This is a genomic window from Candidatus Dependentiae bacterium, from assembly GCA_026389015.1.
Lineage (GTDB): Bacteria > Babelota > Babeliae > Babelales > Vermiphilaceae > JAPLIR01.
In genome coordinates, this window is record JAPLIR010000006.1 from 13,851 (window position 1) to 33,204 (window position 19,354).

Annotated in this window: 15 protein-coding genes and 3 tRNA genes; 5 read left to right on the top strand and 13 right to left on the bottom strand. The window is 38.6% G+C overall.

All coding sequences use genetic code 11. The annotated features are described in order from the left end of the window. Window positions 1–2 precede the first annotated feature (2 nt). From NTX86_00185 to NTX86_00245, 13 genes are all read right to left on the bottom strand, one after another. A complete protein-coding gene (locus NTX86_00185; GenBank protein MCX5921740.1) occupies window positions 3–1,118 on the bottom strand; it encodes a hypothetical protein in 1,116 nt (371 codons plus the stop codon). A 244-nt stretch (window positions 1,119–1,362) separates the two neighbouring features. Then, window positions 1,363–3,876, bottom strand: a complete 2,514-nt coding sequence (locus tag NTX86_00190; GenBank protein ID MCX5921741.1) for a hypothetical protein — start codon at window positions 3,874–3,876, stop codon at window positions 1,363–1,365. A 30-nt stretch (window positions 3,877–3,906) separates the two neighbouring features. Continuing rightward, a complete protein-coding gene (locus NTX86_00195) occupies window positions 3,907–5,178 on the bottom strand; it encodes a hypothetical protein (protein ID MCX5921742.1) in 1,272 nt (423 codons plus the stop codon). Window positions 5,179–5,231: 53 nt separating this feature from the next. After that, entirely contained in the window at window positions 5,232–8,969 is a 3,738-nt protein-coding gene (locus NTX86_00200; protein MCX5921743.1) for a hypothetical protein, read from the bottom strand. A gap of 150 nt (window positions 8,970–9,119) precedes the next feature. After that, window positions 9,120–9,821, bottom strand: coding sequence for a hypothetical protein (locus tag NTX86_00205; protein MCX5921744.1), 702 nt, complete (start codon window positions 9,819–9,821; stop codon window positions 9,120–9,122). Between the two features lie 152 nt (window positions 9,822–9,973). Further along, window positions 9,974–10,993 (bottom strand): endonuclease/exonuclease/phosphatase family protein, encoded by a 1,020-nt coding sequence (locus NTX86_00210; protein MCX5921745.1) that lies wholly within the window; start codon window positions 10,991–10,993, stop codon window positions 9,974–9,976. Between the two features lie 11 nt (window positions 10,994–11,004). Next, on the bottom strand, window positions 11,005–12,057 hold the full coding sequence (locus NTX86_00215; GenBank protein MCX5921746.1) for a hypothetical protein: 1,053 nt from the start codon (window positions 12,055–12,057) through the stop codon (window positions 11,005–11,007). Between the two features lie 104 nt (window positions 12,058–12,161). After that, window positions 12,162–13,520: a hypothetical protein gene (locus tag NTX86_00220; GenBank protein ID MCX5921747.1), complete on the bottom strand. Its 1,359-nt coding sequence runs from the start codon at window positions 13,518–13,520 to the stop codon at window positions 12,162–12,164. Window positions 13,521–13,926: 406 nt separating this feature from the next. Beyond that, the gene (locus NTX86_00225; protein MCX5921748.1) at window positions 13,927–14,397 is read right to left on the bottom strand and encodes a hypothetical protein; all 471 of its coding nucleotides are present in this window, start codon (window positions 14,395–14,397) and stop codon (window positions 13,927–13,929) included. A 150-nt stretch (window positions 14,398–14,547) separates the two neighbouring features. After that, complete coding sequence (locus NTX86_00230; GenBank protein ID MCX5921749.1) at window positions 14,548–15,168, bottom strand: HIT domain-containing protein; 621 nt, start codon at window positions 15,166–15,168, stop codon at window positions 14,548–14,550. Beyond that, a tRNA-Leu gene (locus tag NTX86_00235) sits at window positions 15,128–15,214 on the bottom strand. Before NTX86_00235 ends, NTX86_00230 begins: the two co-directional genes overlap by 41 nt. Window positions 15,215–15,265: 51 nt before the next feature. Further along, window positions 15,266–16,465, bottom strand: a complete 1,200-nt coding sequence (locus NTX86_00240; protein MCX5921750.1) for a type II secretion system F family protein — start codon at window positions 16,463–16,465, stop codon at window positions 15,266–15,268. Window positions 16,466–16,529: 64 nt separating this feature from the next. Continuing rightward, complete coding sequence (locus NTX86_00245; GenBank protein ID MCX5921751.1) at window positions 16,530–16,823, bottom strand: DUF167 domain-containing protein; 294 nt, start codon at window positions 16,821–16,823, stop codon at window positions 16,530–16,532. Between the two features lie 177 nt (window positions 16,824–17,000). On the opposite strand from NTX86_00245, the gene NTX86_00250 reads away from it, so the two are divergent. The 5 genes from NTX86_00250 (at window position 17,001) to ddpX (ending at window position 19,327) form a co-directional block, all read left to right on the top strand. Beyond that, window positions 17,001–17,090, top strand: a tRNA-Ser gene (locus NTX86_00250). 125 nt (window positions 17,091–17,215) lie between these two features. After that, window positions 17,216–17,292 (top strand) — tRNA-Arg (locus NTX86_00255). Window positions 17,293–17,456: 164 nt separating this feature from the next. Further along, window positions 17,457–17,699, top strand: coding sequence for a GIY-YIG nuclease family protein (locus tag NTX86_00260; GenBank protein MCX5921752.1), 243 nt, complete (start codon window positions 17,457–17,459; stop codon window positions 17,697–17,699). Window positions 17,700–17,787: 88 nt separating this feature from the next. Then, window positions 17,788–18,693: a phytanoyl-CoA dioxygenase family protein gene (locus NTX86_00265; GenBank protein ID MCX5921753.1), complete on the top strand. Its 906-nt coding sequence runs from the start codon at window positions 17,788–17,790 to the stop codon at window positions 18,691–18,693. Window positions 18,694–18,703: 10 nt separating this feature from the next. Continuing rightward, window positions 18,704–19,327 (top strand): D-alanyl-D-alanine dipeptidase, encoded by a 624-nt coding sequence (gene ddpX, locus NTX86_00270; protein MCX5921754.1) that lies wholly within the window; start codon window positions 18,704–18,706, stop codon window positions 19,325–19,327. Window positions 19,328–19,354: the final 27 nt, after the last annotated feature.

The window sequence follows — 19,354 nt, forward strand, 5'->3', positions numbered from 1 at the left end:
TGTTAAAAAGTCGTATAATTCAATGCTCCCACAACAGCCGCTGATCCAGTAAGCGAAGCTAAACCCTGTGTTCCCAATGTTGCGTTACCAAAATAAACAAAACTACTACCATTATTAAGAGACTGAAACAAATTCAATGTCGTCCCATCCGCCATATATATACTCGAAGTTATGCTGCCCATCTGTAACGATGATGCGTTAATGTTGTTATAATTCAAAATACCATTAGAGACTTGTAGCTGTGCACTAGGTAAAATATTCACTTGAAGATCATTAGCGCTAACACTATTACCAAAAGAAATTGAACTTGACGTCGAAAGGTAACTAGTGTTGGCAACAACCAGCGTACCCGTTGTTAAGTTCAATCCAGCTGAGCCCACAAACAAGCTTGCCCCGTTTAAAAATAACTCCGAAGAAGAACTAGAAAAAGTAAGTAAACTATTAGTAGCAGATGCATAACTAAACGTCATACCTAAATCAAATTCTAGCATAGACAATGAGTTAATAGACAACGCATTTGCTGATGAGTAGGTAAAAATATTACTTCCCGTCATGAGCACATCATTAACAATATTTAAGTTGCCGGTAGACAGCGTTAACGGTCCGCTTTGAATCAAGGTAACATCTTGCAATGTCAGATTAGAAGCAGTAGAACCCATAGTAATATCACCTGTCATTAGGCCTTTCAGCGTAGTATTTTTAATAATTACCGTTGCACCTGCAGCGACGGCGATGATTCCTGAAGGCCCGAACGTAATAACGTTACCACCACCATCAAGAATGGTAGTTCCTTTAATATTCAACGTGGCATCTAAGGTAACAGGAGAATTAAACCAACTGCCACCCATTAAAAAATCTCGCGCCAACGTCATAGTACCGGTTCCCATAGTAACCGGTCCTAAAACAGGAAAATAACTACCCCATGACAATGTTACGCCTGAAGACATGGTAAAGCCGGCATTCATAAGTGCTCCACCAAGTATTATGTTACCCGTCCCTGTATACGTAATCAACGTTTGAACACTCAAAACAGTATTCGAACCAGTGGTAACCCCACGCATAGTATTGGCACTACTCAGGAAGATACAAAGAAAAATAAGAAATAATCTGTGCTTCATCAGTATCCTTATTTCATAAGAAAAAAATTGAATGATCACCGAGAAAAAAAGCTTATACCAAGACTATTAATTCTCAAAAAATTATGAGGCTAACAATATTATATTATTGCTAGCCTCATAATTAAAGCGATCTTAGCAATGATGCTGGGACAAATCAATACTACTTTTTTTTCTAGGCTCTAGAAGCCTAAGGGTAATTATTATTCATACAATAATTAACACTTGCTGATACACCCTTCAACCACTATGAACAATACGGTAACGTCACGTTAGTTAATAAACCATGCTGAGTAGTACTCATTTCAAAATTAACATCTGGTGACTGTCCCAAAACATTATTATCAACAAATAAAGTAGATCCTTGCCCATACAGATTCTGATACAGGTTCAATGAAGTGCCATCATCCATTTGTATTGATGAAATCGTGCTTTGCATAATGAACGACAAGTTACTCACATTCTTATAATTTAATGAGCCTTGCGTAACTTCAAGTACAGCATTACCGCCAATAGTCACTACAAAATCATGCGCTGAATAACAATTACCAAACGTAATACCGTTATCAGTTGAACCCTGTATTTCGGAAGCAAAATAACCATTACCCTGAATTATCATAGAACCATTGGTTAGATTCAACCCTTGGGTTGTTGCATGCAATGTAGCCGCATTATTTAATACAATCTTCGATGAATTATTTACACATACAAGCAGATCAGGTGATGTTCCTGAATCATAACTGAAGGTAAATCCTGAATCCAACGTTAACGTAGCTTGCGCAAGAAGCGTACTCGTTTGCACCGATTGATAGGCAAATACAGCATCGCCTTGCAGAAGCACTGCATTACTGAATCGCAACGCACCATTACCAAAAGTGAAATCGCCACTTTGTTGCCAATCAACATTATCGAGAGTAATCACACCCGCATTATCAAGACATTGGATGTTGGTTCCAGAAACGTTCTTTAATATGACATTGCTGATCGTCAAGGACGAACCATTTTCTACAACAATAGTACCGGTATCTAAATCCAAGGTATGCCCATTAGCATCCAGAACACATTGCCCGCTGAACGTCCATGTGGTATCCAAAATAACATTTGAATAAAGATTAATGCCGTCATGAGCACCATCAAAATAAATAGGATCGCTCGCCGTTAAATCTATTTGTCCCAGACTAAACAGATTGTGACCTAAATGGATAGTATAGGGACCAGTAAGTTGCACATTGCTACCGCAGGTCAAATCAGACGCTAAAATAATTGAGCCACCGTTCATCGTCATATCGTATAACAATGGACCATTTAACGCCCATGTCAATTGTGCATCACTATCCTGTAATATGATTGGTCCACCAATACTACCGTTTCCACCAATGAGATTGCCCGAGTTGCCGACAAGAGTGGCCAAGGGTAGCGAACCTGATACCATGAACAAGCTCTGGTTACCATTTAGTAAATTAGTGTACGCATCCAAATTATAACCATTCAGAACCACAGAACCTGTTGGCAGCTGCATCGTGACATTGTTAAACAATAAAGTTTGTCCTGGTGCAACATTGGTTACAGCGCCCAATTCTTCTTTAATAGTGACATTACTTAATACTATACTCTGTAGTATGGTAAAAATACTCTCCGCTGATCGGATAACCGTTGCTGAGCTTGCCCTCGACTCCAAAATATTAAGCGACGTCACATCAAACACCAACATACCGCGTAAAAATGTAATGGTGCTGGCAGGAAACAATTCAAAGAATATATCATGTTCTGTAATGCCATCACCAAGAACAAGAGCTGAATCAGTAGTCGTTGAAGTGATGTCTATGACAACATCACGCCTTACTTCAATCTGACCAGTAGTAACCTGCATGCCATATTCATTGACTTTAAATATACAATTTTCAAGTCCAAGTATTGATGATGAATCAACAAATACTAAAGGATCTACAGCCGCATTATTTTCATGTCTACCTATGAAAAATAAAAGCCCTTGTGACAAAGATAATTCAGATTGTGATGCTATGGTGCTGGTTTGAGAACTTTCATACACAAAAGTATATGACCCAATCCAATCAACGGTATTCAAAAATAACATACTGCCAAAAGAAAATGTATAATCGCCACTCTGCACTACAGACACTTCTTCAAAAACAATACTCGCCGTATCATCAGCGCATTGTATATTCGTACCAGCGACATTTTGTAGCGTAACGTTTTCGATTTGTAAAGTGGAACCAGGCGCAACTACAATGTAACCATTCTCGCCTATTACCAAGGAATTTCCATTGCCATTAAAAATGCAGTTGCCTTGAAATAACAACGAACTAGTTATCGTGAAATCATTATTAATAAAAAGATTCACATCCTGAAACGTATTAGTCGTAGAAGGGAAACCAACAACACTGTTACAAAAATTCATAAAATGACCGTTGCCAATCACTGTACCTAGACTCTGCAGCGTCGTAATATCATGAAAAATCAAATCTTGATCTAATATCAAGGTGCCGCCATTAAGATTCACGGTACCCGAAACCGGATATACACTATCAAATGAACAGGTAGTTGTTGCATCTTCCAACGTAAAACCGTTTTTAAACCATGCAAACCCAAGCATCATATTATCCGTATCTGCTGCAGGAAAGGTAATAGCTGGCTGCAAGGAGACTGAGCTATTAGAACTGATAACGACCGCAGCCAATGGCAAAGAAAAACAAAAAACAAAAACTAGCGTACTTATATTCATTATATAATTCTGCTTCATTACCTATCCTTATTCTATAATCAAAAATTATTACATTTGCTCAAAAAAGAGATTATTAACCGCCGATACGTTACCAAGAATTTGAGCGGTCGATACACGCGCAATAGTGACATTATCATCACACAATGTTTGACCATAACCCAAATCTAGCGTTGCAAACAACCGCAATATTGTGCCAACTCCCATATTAAGCATGGATAAGCTATTCTGCATATTCCATGATGAACTCAATACATTTTTATAGTTCACTGAGCCATCAGTAACTGACAACCGCGCGCCAGTAGCTACGGTGCAAGAGAAATCGTTTGCTTCTTGCCCATCGCCAAAGGTGATGCCATTATCAATAATGGTTGTTCCATTAGTTATCACGTCTGAACATAAAGAGCTGTCACCTGCCACAAATAACGAACCCTTAGTAAGATTTAATCCTGTTGTTGTCGCACACAATGTTGCGCTATTTAACACAAGTGATGCAGTAGAATCTGCAAATGCCAACAACGTTTTTGAGGCTAATCGAACCGGATCATAACTAAAAGTGAATCCATGATCCAACAGTAATGTTGCATTCGCTTTTATTAAACTTGTTTTTAATGTTTGGTATGCAAATAGATGCGGGCCTTTGAAGGTAACACAATTTCTACATTGAAATGCACCAACTACCATACTGAAATCATCAGTTTGAATCCACGTTACGTCATCAAAAATAAATAATGAGCTATCATTCTTACATTTAACATTATTACCCGCCACACCATCGAGCATCACGTTGTGCATAAGTAATTGGCCGTTCAGTATAATTGAAGCAGCATTTCCTAAGGTTAATGTGTAACCATTACCCTCAATTGAGCACGTACCATTAAAATACGTCTTACCGGTAAGTTTGACATCATTATGCAAAACTATTTTTGTATCTTGAAACGTAGGCGCATTGGCAGGAATAGAAACAATGCTTTGGCTTAATGAGAGAATATGATTATTACCGACAATCGTACCAAAGTTAGTGAATGTTGTCGGATTGTTAAAAATGAGATCGCGATTAAGATTTAACGTTCCATTATTTAATGTAATAGTTCCAGAAACTGGGTAGATACTATCAAAAAGTACCGATGTTGTTGAATTTTCTAATGAAAATCCATTTTGTGCCCATCCAAAACTCGCTATGCGGTTTGCCACCGCAGGAGATGCTGAAAAAGCATAATGAGGTAAAACTGAAACAACAGAATCCGATCCTACAACATCTGCATGCATTTCATAATGCAAACATGAAAACACCCCAATAATCGCAATAAGTAATCTCTTCATTACTATCATTCCTCTGTATAATATGTGTTTAAAGTATGATTATTTTTTTAAAATTATAACGTTACGTATTCAATACTAATTGATACATTCATTGTTCCCTGAACTTCTGCTCCAGAAGCCAGCCCCAAGATTCCTGCACCAAATTGAACGGTGCCAGGATCTGACGGCAATGATGTATAAAGACGCAGCGTTGCTCCATCATTTATTACAATTTCCGATGAGCCATTTGCCATCTGTAAAGAAGATGCATTAACGTTGTTATAATTCAAATAACCTTGCGCACATTGCAACTGTGATCCACGAGAAACAATACATGTGCAATCATCTGAACCAGTACCATTGCCTAAGGTAATTCCAGGATTACCAAATGCATCAGAAGCGTCTGAATTAAGATTACAGTTGCCATCAATAGTAATAAGGCCTTTGGTTAATTGTAACCCTGATCCCGCAGCATAGAGGGTTGCACTGTTGAGCGCAAGACGTGATGTTGCATCAGCAAATGCTAGCAAATTATTTGCAGACGTATCGTAACTAAACGTAACCCCCTGGTCTAATATCAATGTTGCATAGTCCATCACGGTACTCGTTTGAGTTGTTTGATACGCAAAGTTTTTAGCACCTTTCATTCGAACTATGTTTTCCCATTTCATTGACCCAGTAGTAAACGTGTAATCACCATTCTGTATCCATGTCGTACCATCAAGAACAATAGACCCTGCATTATCAAGACAACTGATATTGGTTCCTGCAATATTTTTAAGGACTGTATTTCTTATGTGTAATGTTGACCCTTCCTCCACAACAATAGTTCCGTCACTCAAGTCAAGAACGTAGCCTCTACCATCAAGAATACACGAACCACTAAATGTCCACGTACTTGATAGGGTCACATTTGAATTTAATGTAATCACGCCATCGGTGCCATCCCAATATAAAGGAGCAGCATAGGTTAATTCGCCAGTCCCCATTTTGAAATTATAGCTACCTAATTTGACGGTACCATAATCTAAAATCTGCATGCCACTAGAAAAAACAATATCCGAATTTAATGTAAGCGTTCCGCCATTCATGAGCATGTTGTTGAGCATAGCGCCACTCACGTCCCAGTAAAGTCCTGCGCTACTATCTTGCCATATAACCATGCCACCTACGTTACCATTACCACGTATGGTATTTCCAGTAGAGGCAACCAAAGTATAGAGCGGTAGCACACCTTTGGTCATATAAATCGACATGCCGCCTGCAAGCAAACTCATATATTCATTATACCGTATAGCGGTGAGATCAAACGTACCCTGATCAAGAATAGTGGTTAAATTGCTATACGATAGCGTCTTGCCGTCTTCTACTACCAATAGCGCTAACTGACCAGTATGAATAGTAAGATCTTTTAACAATAGGTTTTGCTTTAACCAGAAATAACTTTCATCTGAGCGAATCATATTAATAGAATTGGAATGCGACTTAATCCCCTGACCAGAAGTAATATCATACGTAAGATGTCCACCAGAAAACAGTACTGCAGCACCAGGATAAAATTCAAAGACCATATCATTTTCAGCAGTCCCATCACCAAGCGTCATACCATTTGCTGTAGATGTAGAATTAATATCAATATCCACATCACGAACGCACGCCACGGTCCCTTTAGTAAAACTAATACCATGTGAATTAATATGTAATCCACCATTTTCGATTTTTAAAACAGATGATAAATCAATAAATTCAAAAGGTTCGACCAACGCATCATCAGATTTTTTTCCAACAAGTAACGTTAATCCATTATTAATGTATAATTCTGACTTTTGAGTAATTGTACTTGTTTGTGCACTATCATACATGAATGTGTAAGGCCCAGACATATCGACGGTGTTAACAATCTTCATACTGCCGGTGCTAAAGGTAAAATCACTATCTTGAATCCATGTTACATCATCCAAGGTAATACAACTTGCGTCCCCCAAACAGACAAGATTTGACGAAGACATCGTAGTAAGCCAAATATCCTTAAAGGTAAGATGTGCGCCATCGGCAACAACTATTTGTCCCGTACTGCCAAATTCTAAAATATTGCCATTGCCATGAACAGAGACATCACCATTAATGGTCCACGTGCTCATCAATGAAAGCTTACCATGCAAATCTATCGCCCCATTTGTGCCCTGCCAAGCAATAGTGCTGGTCCACGTCATATCACGGGAGCCAAGCGTAAGTTCATAAGAAGTTAAATCTACTGTCCCCGTTCCTGTCAACAAAACACTATTACCAAGCGACAAATTACCGGCTAGGGTAATTTTCCCACCATTCATAGCCACAGAACTTAAGATAAGTCCTACCATATTCATAGAAAGATTTGTAGAACTATCTTGCAACGTAACCAAACCAGCCAAATTACCATTACCAAGAACATAATTATTGAGACCCGAAACAACTAATTTTAAGGGGAATGTACCTTTAGTTAAAAAAATATTATCGCCATCACCATCTAAATAAAATGTCGTTTGGTCATAACGGTCACAAACGATGGTAAATTGACCTCCTGGAAACATAACGACAACATTATCATAACTTACCGTATAAGGGCTTGCCACTTCGATAGATGGTGTTAATGCTGTCAAAAGCTGAACTACCATAGATGGAATGACTACACTCCTGGCCATATACATGCGTGATGCTTGCGATCTAATCAAATGTACCGTTGGCGAATCTGACACTAATAAATCTGGCCTGCTATTTGCATAAATAATACATCCAGACTTAAATAAAACTGTTGCCGCAGAAGAAAATTTAAAAGTAAAATCATCGTCAGCTGCTCCACTACCCAAAGTAAGTCCATAGGTTGTTGTACTAGAATGAATATCTAAAACAACATCATGCCCTATCTCGAGCTGCCCTTTGGTGAAATTGAGACCACTTGAGGTTACAATCAAGCTACAGCTCTCAAGCTTTAATGCAGAATTATGCTCTGAAAAAGCCAAAGGTTCAACGCCATTCAGCTCTTTTCTGCCAAGCCAAAAGTGCATACCTTCTGATATGATCAACCGAGAATCTTCTTCAATCGTACTCGTTTGAGAACTTTCATAAAAAAAGGTACCCGTACCCAACATGGTTACTGAATTTACAAATTTTAACGATCCACTCTCAAACGTAAAACTTGCATGCTGATCAAATATAACATCATCAAGAATAATGCTTGCAGAATCATCAAAACAACGAACATTGTTCCCACTAACATCGCTCACAAAAGCATTACTTATTTCTAATGTCGATCCACTATCAACAACCAAAGCCCCCGATTCACCCAATTTGATAGAATGCCCATCACCAAATAATCGACAGTTTCCTTGGAAGGTAATAGCACTATCAACAGTAATATCACCATTGATAAAAATAATAGCATCACACATGGTTTGTGTGTTAGTTGGAAAACCAGTTATGCTCGAACAGAAATCAATAAGATGATTATTCCCAATGATCGTGCCTAGCCCTGAGAGAGTTGTAATATTCCTGAACAATAAATCTTGATTTAAAAACAGCGTACCGCCATTTAAATTAACATCGCCAGATACAGGATAAACTGCATCAAAGGTACATGTTGTCAGAGAATCTTCGAGAGTAAAACCATTTTTAAACCAAGCAAATCCCAACATGGTATTATCGAAATCAGCGGAAGGAAAGGTATACGCTGGCTGAATTGAAACAGCTGTTTCTGAGCCAACTACAACTCCATGTGATTGATAATTGAATAATAATATGAATGAACTGATAACGATAGTGCTTCTTCTATTCATTACAACTCTGATATGTTAAGAAAACTCTTCTCTTTTTTTATACACTCAAGTAGTGCTTCTAAAAAGAGACCATAACAAACAATTTTTTTGATTGCAACAAAAAAGGCCACCAAATTCTGGTGGCCCGTTAAAAGCATATCATTATCGTTTTTATCTGATTAAAGGAGAAAAACTTACAGATCGATCATGGCGAGCATGATGACCAAAACGCTTTTTGATTGGTGCCGCATCGCCAATTGAAATATCACACTGCATTGCACGCATCATGCCACTATAATGTTCCAATTTCTCGTACATGGTCATCAAGAATTCTCTTTTATCGCGCCAGTTTAACGAATGTGCGTGTACTCTATTGTTTCTGGTACGATTTCTGTACAACTCTCCATTTACCTGTTCATTGTAGGTCACTAAATTAAGAATTTTATCGTACATATACATCATTGATGGAGTACTTCTGCTTAACATATCATTTCTTGCTACCAAGGCATCATCAACCATCTCACCCATATGTCCATTCAAAAGGCAATGCACCAACATAAGTTCTGCATCGAGCAGCTCAACAATACGCTGTATCATAATTTCGCTAAAATCTTTGCTTGCTTTTAACTGGTCAAGCGCTGCATGAAAATCGCTTTTCATGCCACCATGCCGATGAGTCATTGCAGTACCCACATCTATAGCAGTATTAACGGTTTGTTTTTTTACGACAGCCTGTACTGTTTTTTTAACAGGCTCTACTGCTTGTTGAGCTTGCGCTTTGGTCTTTAAAAAATCCCACACCTGCATTGCGCTATATTGACTATGCACGAATAAACAACAAAACAAAAATCCTGACATTAGTAATTTCTTCATAACCTTCCCCTTTTTTTTAACTAACCATTCCCTTTCACTCTATCAAATCAAATTACATATTGTAATATTTTTTTGATTTTTGTCAAAAAACATTGGCCGAATAGAGATTTATTTAGTACAAAAAAATAGAAAGAAGGAAATGCTCGTTGAAATCAGACAATGTTGAAATCCATAATGACTGGCATATGGTCACTTGCTGCACTGTAATAGGTGTAGCACCCAGCAATTGGCAAGTTCCATTGCTTATTAAGCCACATAAAGTCTACTACCGTACCGCTCCATACGGTACATTTTGGACCTTGTTGATTGTTTTTGGTAAAGCAATCCTTAAAATAGTTGCTTTCCAGGGCCTTTAATGCCTGAACCGGAGTATCAATTCTCAGTCTTTTTTTATTCATATCGTTGAGTAAATCCCAGACACATTTGTTATTCCCAACCGTATACTGATAGTCGCACGCGCGTACCGCATTACAATCAGCAGCAATAATGCACGGCCCGCTTTGTTGAGCAATGGTGTCGACAAGCTCTTGAATTTCTTTGGTTCGTAACTTTTCAGTTTCATCATACACATCAAGATGAGTGCCATAGATGGTCACCTTTTTTTGGTGCGGAAGATCGATTTCGGTCTTAACATAGCAACGGCGCTCACCAATAAGTTTTTTGTCTGCCTCAAAGGTTTTTTTGACCGGCTCTTGCACTAAGGGATATTTTGAAACAATCATATTACCAAAAGGACACCCATAGTGATTCGCTGCTTGAGCAAACAATGATTCATTACAGATATAACCCAGATTTTCAAAGGCTTTTTGCATGATGGACTGATTAAAAACAGACACTTCTTGTAGCACAAGAATATCAGCATTAATATCCTGAATAACCCGCATCATACCATCAAAATTCTTGTTGTTATGAGAATCTTTCCATGCATGCACGTTATAGGTTGCCACACGTACCGTTTTATTATTCGTTTCGTGACGCGGGATGGCCTTATTTTCGTTGGCATACATACGACAATCGTTAATGAAGCTTTCGATCAACTCATAGCGAGACATCGATTGACCTTGGGCCAACTTCTGCCACATGGATGCCGGATGCATGGCATACAAACCGCTAGCACATGAAACAAGCAATAGTGTCTTTAAAATCATATGATTAACTTTGTTATACATCATGCGCCTCACCCTTACGCTCGAGCTAAGTCGGCACGAATTCTGGCAAACAATCTATCGCGAGTCTTTGTATAACGTTGCCACTGCTCAGGAACTATGGCATTAAACGCATACATACGAGGACCATTTTTTATATCAAGTAGATAGTCATAAGTTACATGCATAGCAACTTGAATATTGTCCGCTTTACCTTCATCGAGTAATGCCGGATTATTTTTCAAGGTTGTTACAATCTTTTTCATATCAGTAACCGCAGAACCATTAATCTGAACCGGCAAGGCTTGCATGCCTTTTGTCATGCGTTGCGCAGGATATATATGACCTAAATCTTTCTCTGCTACCACAAGCATTAATAAGCTACCAAACTCATGGGGATTTATTGATGCATGAAGCTGTTTAAGCGCTTCAAGCTCTTGGCTATAGCGTAAGTATAAACTCTGAAGATTAAACCGTGCAAACATTGATTGCATGGTAAATTGATCATAAGCCCCGTAGCTGTAATCGTGATTTCTCAATAAATAAGAAATACTTGAAGAACCGTAGCCATCAGAATATTTAGTTGAATTACCAAATATGGCATAATTCATACAGAACGCTCCACCCTGAGTTCCATCAAAACGTAATGGTACATAATCTCTCATGTTATTATTTGCTTGCGCACAAAGATTATGTAGGTGTTTATACATATCAGCCAAGAAATCCCAGGCCCACTTTCTACCATGATAGAAAACGTAATTGCCTTGAGCCGTTTCTTCAACTTCCTTGTTATGTAAATCTACCAACAATGTCTTGATTTCTGGCAATTGAGCTTTATCATGCTCCTGCAACATAGCAATAACTTTTTCAATATTATCGCGATAATGGGAGATAGTTTGTGTTGTGGTACGAGACTGATCATGGAGGCATGACAGAATTCTTTCTACCGTTTGACGAGAAAGATCGGCATTAAGAGTACCCCGCAGAACAGTAGCGAGAATAATCCCGACTACCAACGCATTACGCATGGTGCTCATTTTTTGTCTAATTTTTGACCACAAACATGACAAAGATTGAGTAATAGAACACATAATAAAACCTCCACTCACATGAGTAAAAATAACCTCGATTTTAACCTCACCAATAAAATCTATAACCTCTCATTATAGAATTTTTTATAACCTCACTAATAAACTTATCTTCCCATTCTTATATCGCGAGCAATACGAGCAAATAAAGCATCACACGCTTGGCAATATTGGTTCATTTTATTTTGATCGGCCGCATTAAAACTAAATATGCGCGGTCCCTTTTGATGATCAAGTGCATAATCATTGGTCAAGCACATGCCAAACTCTATCAAATCAGACTCATTATCTTGAATCGATGTAGGTTTGGTACGCAATGCATTAACAATAGCTGGAACATCATAGGTATAAAATCCATCAACTCTTATATCTTTTTTACTACGCCCCATACTGCCACGCCATGCCGGATAAATATGATGAATATCATCTTTAGACACAGAAATAAGCAAGAGGCTTCCATAACCATTACTGTTGGCTTCTTTATGTAATTGTTCTAAACGCTCAAATTCAGCAGCATATTTTGCATAAAGTCTTTGCGCAATATTTAACCGAGCGAACATCCATTCAGGGGTATAGTAGTTTGCTTTTCCCCAACTATAATCATGGTTGCGCAGTACATATGACAACGTTCCCGATGTTTCGTCGTTAGCATTACCAAACAAGGCATAATTCAAGCAAAAACCATCACCTTCACTGTCACCAAAGCGCAAAGGAACATAATCTCTGCCAATACGTTTATTGCCAGTAACCGTCAGATTATAGAGCCTTTTATACATATCTGACTTGAAGTCCCACGACCATTGTCTGCCATGCCAAAAAACATAATTACCCTTATGGCACTCTTCAATCTCTTTTTTAAACGCATTACCAAGCATAAATTTAACATATGGATCCATATGTTTTTCACTATATTTGCGGATCAAGGTGAAAATGCGTGCCATATTATGACAAAAGTGATGCTCAGTCTGGGTATTTTGATGATTGTTCAAATCATACTCAAGCAAACAATCAATTTTAGGAAAATCGGTATCGGTCGTTAGTACTTGTGCAACATCCGTAACTAATGGCGTCCATCTCTTTTTTGCTGCTTCTTTAATTGCTTTTCGATGTTCGTCAGTCAACGAGCAATGTAAACAATCGTATACGTTATTAATTACGTTTTCAGAAATAGTAGCAGTGGTGATGTGGTCAACCACGCCCTGCACGATAGGAGATAGAGCCTCAGAATAATGCCCAACTAAGGTGCGCAAGCCATCTGAATTAAGATTTTCATCGTTAATATACTTAACGGCATGCTTAATAAAATATTTTTTGTAACCAGAATTATTACGTATATCGTATGAATCAAAATCGAAATAGAGGGTGCTACCCCAAGAACTTCTGGCCTGTACTCTATAGACATCGCCAAATAAAGAAACGGTGGCAAAACAGAACAATACAAAAAATATGTTGAATAAACGCCTCATAGAAATAACCTCAAAAATGTAAAGAAAAAGTAACCTCATAACCTCGATTACAAAAATTAATAAATATCTTCTAATATATCCAATACGCTGATTATGTCAATTAAAAACGATGCATAATTTCTATTGTAATTACTATATAAAAAGAGATTATGACAGGTTTCAGATAATGCCTGGCAAACAAAGCACCCTTAACAGCCAACACGCCAAATAATACATTTAGAATGAATAAAGAGATCTTTACCAAAATAGATAGGCCGATGAGGCCTCCTGGCCACCACATGATGTCACGACTATTGAGCTACTGTAGAATGAGATCACTACAATCAGAATCTTTGTCCACACAACCTAACCCAAAGTATACAGGGGCTACACATAAAGGTTGAAGCCCCCACAAAACAAAGATATCTTAATTTTTTTCAGTAAGATCAGGAAGCGATACCACATCGGCAATCGTATCTATTTCCTGCTGGAGAGTATCAACCACGTCACCTGCTGTATCGACCTCTTGTCCAATTTTTTGAATAAGTTCGCTCAAGTCTTGACTTGTTTGCCCTGCAAATTTGTTTGAATAATCCTCAGCTGCGTCAGAAATCGCTCGAGTCAACGCTCGAGCGTCCCGTACCGCTTTAGCAGCATCTGTAAGTGAACCAACTTTTTCTTTAAAAACTTCTTCAGAATTACTGTCCAATGCTAAAAAATCATTTAAATTTTTTGAAATTTCACGTGCAATAGAGTGCGCATGAGCCGTGTACATAGTAACTTTTTCAATCTCGGTTTTAATATTAGCCGCTAAGTTGCTTTCTTCACTGCCTTTATCCATGCCGTTGCAACCATTAAACAATGCTAGTACAACAGTAATAACTATACCATGCTTCATGTTCATGTATTCCCCTTTTTTCTAAAAAAAAATTGTATGCGAGCCACTAAAGAAATAGGGACAACATACAATAAATACGTACTCAACTACCAAGAGTAGAATAATACAAATCGAGGAACAAGATCAATAAAAAGGTGATGGTGTTTAGTTCTAGAAATCAAGCATTTTTTTGCCGGATAAAAAATGAAAATGCATATGGAACACACTTTGTCCTGCATCGGCGCCATTATTAATAATTAAACGGAAAGCGCCAGAACCTGACAAATGACTCGAAAGTTCTTGTGCCATGAGCATCATAGGCACAACAACGGCACTATTATTTTCATCAAGGGATTTAACATCTTTAACATGAATTTTGGGGAGGATAAGATAATGAACTGGTGCCTTTGGAGCTATATCCTGAATGACCATGACATCATTATTTTCTAGAATGATTTTTGCTGGGATTAGTTTGGCTATGATTTTACAAAAAAGACATTGAGCATCAAACATTGAGATAGATCCTTTTTTTAAATCTCGCTTCAGGTTTGGTTGGCCTTGATAAATGAATAAAGCTAATATCAAAAAAATAAGCCCGTCGTCGCCTACGGCTATTTCGGGCAGTCTTCCGTCTTCGCCTTTGGCTTCGTCGGACGCAGTCGCCTTTTTTAATGAACTTCTTCCTTCAAAAAACTGGCGGAGCCAGAAGTAGCTAGCTCTACGAGGGAAGCGAGAAGAACCTAGCGAAGACTGGTGCCGGAGGTCGGACTCGAACCGACACAGTGCGAACACCGCGGGATTTTGAATCCCGTGCGTCTACCAATTTCGCCACTCCGGCATATCAATTTGCTGATAATAAGGTACTAGAATTACAGAAAATATCAATAAATTATAAAATATCCGATAGATGAAACACCGGCAAGTACACAGAAAATATCAAAAAGGTAATGAGCAACCCAAGAACAATCATTAATAATGGGTTAATCATAGCCGTAATAATCTTCAATGAACGTTTAACGCGATCTTGATACGCAACCGCAGCGCGAGAGAGCAACGTGCTCAAACGACCCGATTCTTCGCCAACACGAACAATCGCTATGCTATCCGGTCCAAATAATTGTGCCGGATCATGCAACATTGCTTGGCTTAACGAACTACCAGCTTCAACTTCGCGTTCAATAATGCCGATATAATAATGGATAACCTTATTACTTATTGTTTGTTGTGCAAGCGCCAAGGCGGGCACCAACTGCATGCCACCATTCAATAGCATTGCCAACGCATGCAAAAAATAGGCCAACGAGCTCTGCTTAATCAAAAAACCTACCCATGGCACGGTTAATAAAAAACGATCCCACTGCCAAGAGCCTCGTGCCGTTTGAGCGTATAAACGCATGACAAAGCCAACCAAAAATCCAGCGCCTACCAAAAGCATCATATATCGACTGCGCAAAAACGAGCTCATACTAATCATCACCTGTGTCACATAGGGTAATTCTTGCTTGACCGATTGAAACATGCCAATAAACCGCGGCATGATTACCATAATAATCAACAACGCCACAAAACAAAAAAAGCTGAAAGTAAACATAGGAACCATAGCTGCAGATCTCAAACGCCTTCTAAAATCATGCCCCATCTGCAAATAGTCGCTCAACATGGTGAGCGCAGCCACCAAACGGCCTGACTCCTCTCCAACGTGGACCATTTGCACCATGACTTGGTCAAACACCCGTGGATAACAACTCAAAGACTGACTCAACGAACTACCCTCATGCACCTTTTGCGTAATGCTATCAATAACTTCCTGAAAGCGCGCATGCTCAGTTTGTGATGATATAATGAGCAAGGCATCGGGCAATAATACCCCAGCGCTTAATAATTCTGAAAGTTGCTTGAAAAGCTGAATTTTAAGAGAAACCTTAACCGAACGTGAAAATAAAGACCATTGTTTGACAGGCGAGCAGGAAAGCAAAGCAATCTCCTGCTTAAACAGCAGGGTGTCCAATTCTTCCTTTGATCGAGCAAAAAGTTTGCCTTTGTGTATCTGACCAATAATATCGATACCCTGCCAGGTAAAATAAGGCATACTTCAGCTCCTTTTTTTATCCCCAGAAAACCACGACTTAAAGGCCGTGTGGGGGGTTAATTGCTTACTCATCAAACATACTCTTTTGTCGCTCAATTCCCAACAACCCTATCAGTTGGTCGAGGGTAACATCAAGATCAATCTTAAGACGTTTGTTCCGACTAATCTCGCCGCTCATAATTGTTACCCGATCTTGGGCAATGCCAAGCGTCTTGGCAGTAAACTTTACCAGCTCTTTATTAGCTTTTCCTTGCTCGGCAGGACTTTTAAGAAAACACTTCAAACGGCCTGTTTTGTCTAAAACCCATGATAATCGACCAGAACTGGGCATAACCTTAATTTCTATAATCAATGACATAATTTTCCATATTTTATCACCACAACAATGATCCAATGATGCTATTGATACCAAAGAATCATTGTAAAATAGCCCCCTCGCATGCAACAATAATAAAAAATTATACTGCATTACTTGCATAAAATATCAAATATTTTATCCTTTTGAGTAACTAAGGTGTTTGAAATACAGTTTTTTGGAGAGATGGCTGAGTGGTCTATAGCGCTTGCCTGCTAAGCAAGAGTCTGGGTAATTCCGGACGCGAGGGTTCAAATCCCTCTCTCTCCATACTTCGCTCTTTAAGGAGCTTCGTATGGCAGGCCATTCATTTCAAATGATGAAGTCATATTTTAAAAAATATCTTAGCCCATTCTAACTTGACATATTACTTAGCAAATCAAAAATAGAAATTTGCGCCTATAGCTCAACTGGATAGAGCGTCAGACTACGGATCTGAAGGTTAAAGGTTCAACTCCTTTTAGGCGCACCAACCTACGCTTTTACAAAGCTCCGGTTGGCGCGGCCAGTACTTAAGGTTTCTTTACTAGATTAATATCTATCGCAAAAGCGAAGGTTGCCCGCCGAAGTTTTAACGTAGGCTGGGCTTATTCGAAATACGCACAATCAAAGAACTACCAAACTGCTAAATAATCTATGTTTTATGTTTATGTACTCCGCTCTCTTGCCTGCCCTGAACAGATATATATTGGCTATACATCTAATCTTAGCAACAGATTATTGATGCATAATAATTCTCAAGTTCCTCATACTTCAAAATATACACCATGGGAATTTATCTCATTTTTTGCTTTTAAAGAGAAGATGAAAGCTATCAATTTTGAAATTTATCTAAAAAGCGGATCCGGCAAAGAATTTTTAAAAAAACGTCTCCTATAAATCTTCGCTTTTACACAACTCTAGAAATTTATCCTTAGATATTCTATCTTCAAGAAATAAGATACAATCATATCTAAGGAGATAGACAATGAAACTAAAAACAATTCCTTCAACAATTCTGATGTTTTTTCTTGTTTCTGTTTCAGCGCTAGAAGCTGGAGAAACACAAGGCTTTTTAACCAATCAAGAAATTAATCTTTTTCACCTACAAGGGTACATTGTAAAAAGGCAATGTTTCACCAAAGAGGAAGTTGATCAATTACGACATCATGTTGAAGCAACCATTGAGCGGACCATCAAGGAAATCCAACAATCTAACGATCAATCTTTGTCCGAACGTGAACAAACAGTTCACATTGATGGATCACGCATTATCTTTAAACGAAAGTCCCCTGAATCACTATCAATTGCTCGCATAAATGGCGTAGGCGGCATGCAGCCGGCAGTACTCGACACTATGCGGTCTGAAAAAATGATTCGCACCTATTTTGAATTATTAAATACTACAGATTTAGAACACATCATCTGTCAACTTCATCCTAAAATGCCAGGTGATGGTATTGCTTTTCCAAGGCATCGCGACATTCAATTCCGCAAAACATTTGATCCTCATTGGACCGATATTTTAGGTAATGGCAGCTATGCCATCTGCATTATCGCCCTTGATCACATGACACAAGAAAATGGTGGATTGTGGATTGATAAGAATAATTATCCAGAAGATCAAGGATTAGAAGAGGATATCGTTTGGATAGATGCTCATCCAGGAGATTTACTCTTCATGCATCCCCGTGTTTTTCATGGCAGTGGTCCCAATATGTCTCCAACGGCAAGCAGAAAAACTCTACTGACCGGATTTTGCGCATTCGGTGCAAACCACAAACAATACCCTGGAGCTGATGTTAATGTACGCCTCACGCTCATGAAAGATAGCACTATTGCAAAACAACCAATAGTTTGGGAAGAATCCTCTACTGCATTGGCTGGCCATTAAAAAAATTATCATGATGAAAAACTCAATAAAACATTATCGCATCATTGGCCTAGCAATACTGTGTTCAAATATTCAAGCACGCAATCCACATGATCTGGTGGACATCTCTACAATTAATAAAAATATTGTGCTTGATATGCGCTATGCTAGCGAAAATAATTTTACCAAGAAGAAAATTTACACCAGCGCTCGCTGTTTTTTACGCACATCGGTTGCACACAAACTTGATGCCGTTCAAAAAGAACTTGAAAAAAAAGGACTTGGTCTAAAAATATGGGATGGCTATCGCCCACTTTCGGCACAAAGAATCATGTGGAATTTAATACATGATAGTCGCTATGTCGAAAATCCAGCCAAAGGATCTCGGCACAACAGAGGTTGCGCCGTTGATGTTACGTTAGTCACCAAGAAAGGCAAAGAATTACTTATGCCCACTGGATTTGATGATTTTAGTGAAAGAGCTCATACGAATTATATGAAGCTACCAAGGCAAGCCATTAAGAACCGCCAGCTCCTTCAAGGCATCATGATTAAACATGGTTTTTTGTCTATGCGCTTTGAATGGTGGCACTTTGATGAAGCCAATTGGCAACAGTGCCCAATTTTGGATATTGATATCGAAAAGTTAACATAAGCCCAATATGCAATATTTTAATTGCAC

Excerpts from the sequence above, each read along its gene's own strand:
- NTX86_00210 (MCX5921745.1), bottom strand. The coding sequence starts at position 10,993 with ATGATGTATAACAAAGTTAATCATATGATTTTAAAGACACTATTGCTT.
- NTX86_00200 (MCX5921743.1), bottom strand. The coding sequence starts at position 8,969 with ATGAATAGAAGAAGCACTATCGTTATCAGTTCATTCATATTATTATTC.
- NTX86_00265 (MCX5921753.1), top strand. The coding sequence starts at position 17,788 with ATGAAACTAAAAACAATTCCTTCAACAATTCTGATGTTTTTTCTTGTT.
- NTX86_00195 (MCX5921742.1), bottom strand. The coding sequence starts at position 5,178 with ATGAAGAGATTACTTATTGCGATTATTGGGGTGTTTTCATGTTTGCAT.
- NTX86_00215 (MCX5921746.1), bottom strand. The coding sequence starts at position 12,057 with ATGTGTTCTATTACTCAATCTTTGTCATGTTTGTGGTCAAAAATTAGA.
- ddpX (MCX5921754.1), top strand. The coding sequence starts at position 18,704 with ATGATGAAAAACTCAATAAAACATTATCGCATCATTGGCCTAGCAATA.
- NTX86_00260 (MCX5921752.1), top strand. The coding sequence starts at position 17,457 with ATGTTTTATGTTTATGTACTCCGCTCTCTTGCCTGCCCTGAACAGATA.
- NTX86_00185 (MCX5921740.1), bottom strand. The coding sequence starts at position 1,118 with ATGAAGCACAGATTATTTCTTATTTTTCTTTGTATCTTCCTGAGTAGT.
- NTX86_00190 (MCX5921741.1), bottom strand. The coding sequence starts at position 3,876 with ATGAAGCAGAATTATATAATGAATATAAGTACGCTAGTTTTTGTTTTT.
- NTX86_00205 (MCX5921744.1), bottom strand. The coding sequence starts at position 9,821 with ATGAAGAAATTACTAATGTCAGGATTTTTGTTTTGTTGTTTATTCGTG.
- NTX86_00225 (MCX5921748.1), bottom strand. The coding sequence starts at position 14,397 with ATGAAGCATGGTATAGTTATTACTGTTGTACTAGCATTGTTTAATGGT.
- NTX86_00220 (MCX5921747.1), bottom strand. The coding sequence starts at position 13,520 with ATGAGGCGTTTATTCAACATATTTTTTGTATTGTTCTGTTTTGCCACC.
- NTX86_00240 (MCX5921750.1), bottom strand. The coding sequence starts at position 16,465 with ATGCCTTATTTTACCTGGCAGGGTATCGATATTATTGGTCAGATACAC.
- NTX86_00245 (MCX5921751.1), bottom strand. The coding sequence starts at position 16,823 with ATGTCATTGATTATAGAAATTAAGGTTATGCCCAGTTCTGGTCGATTA.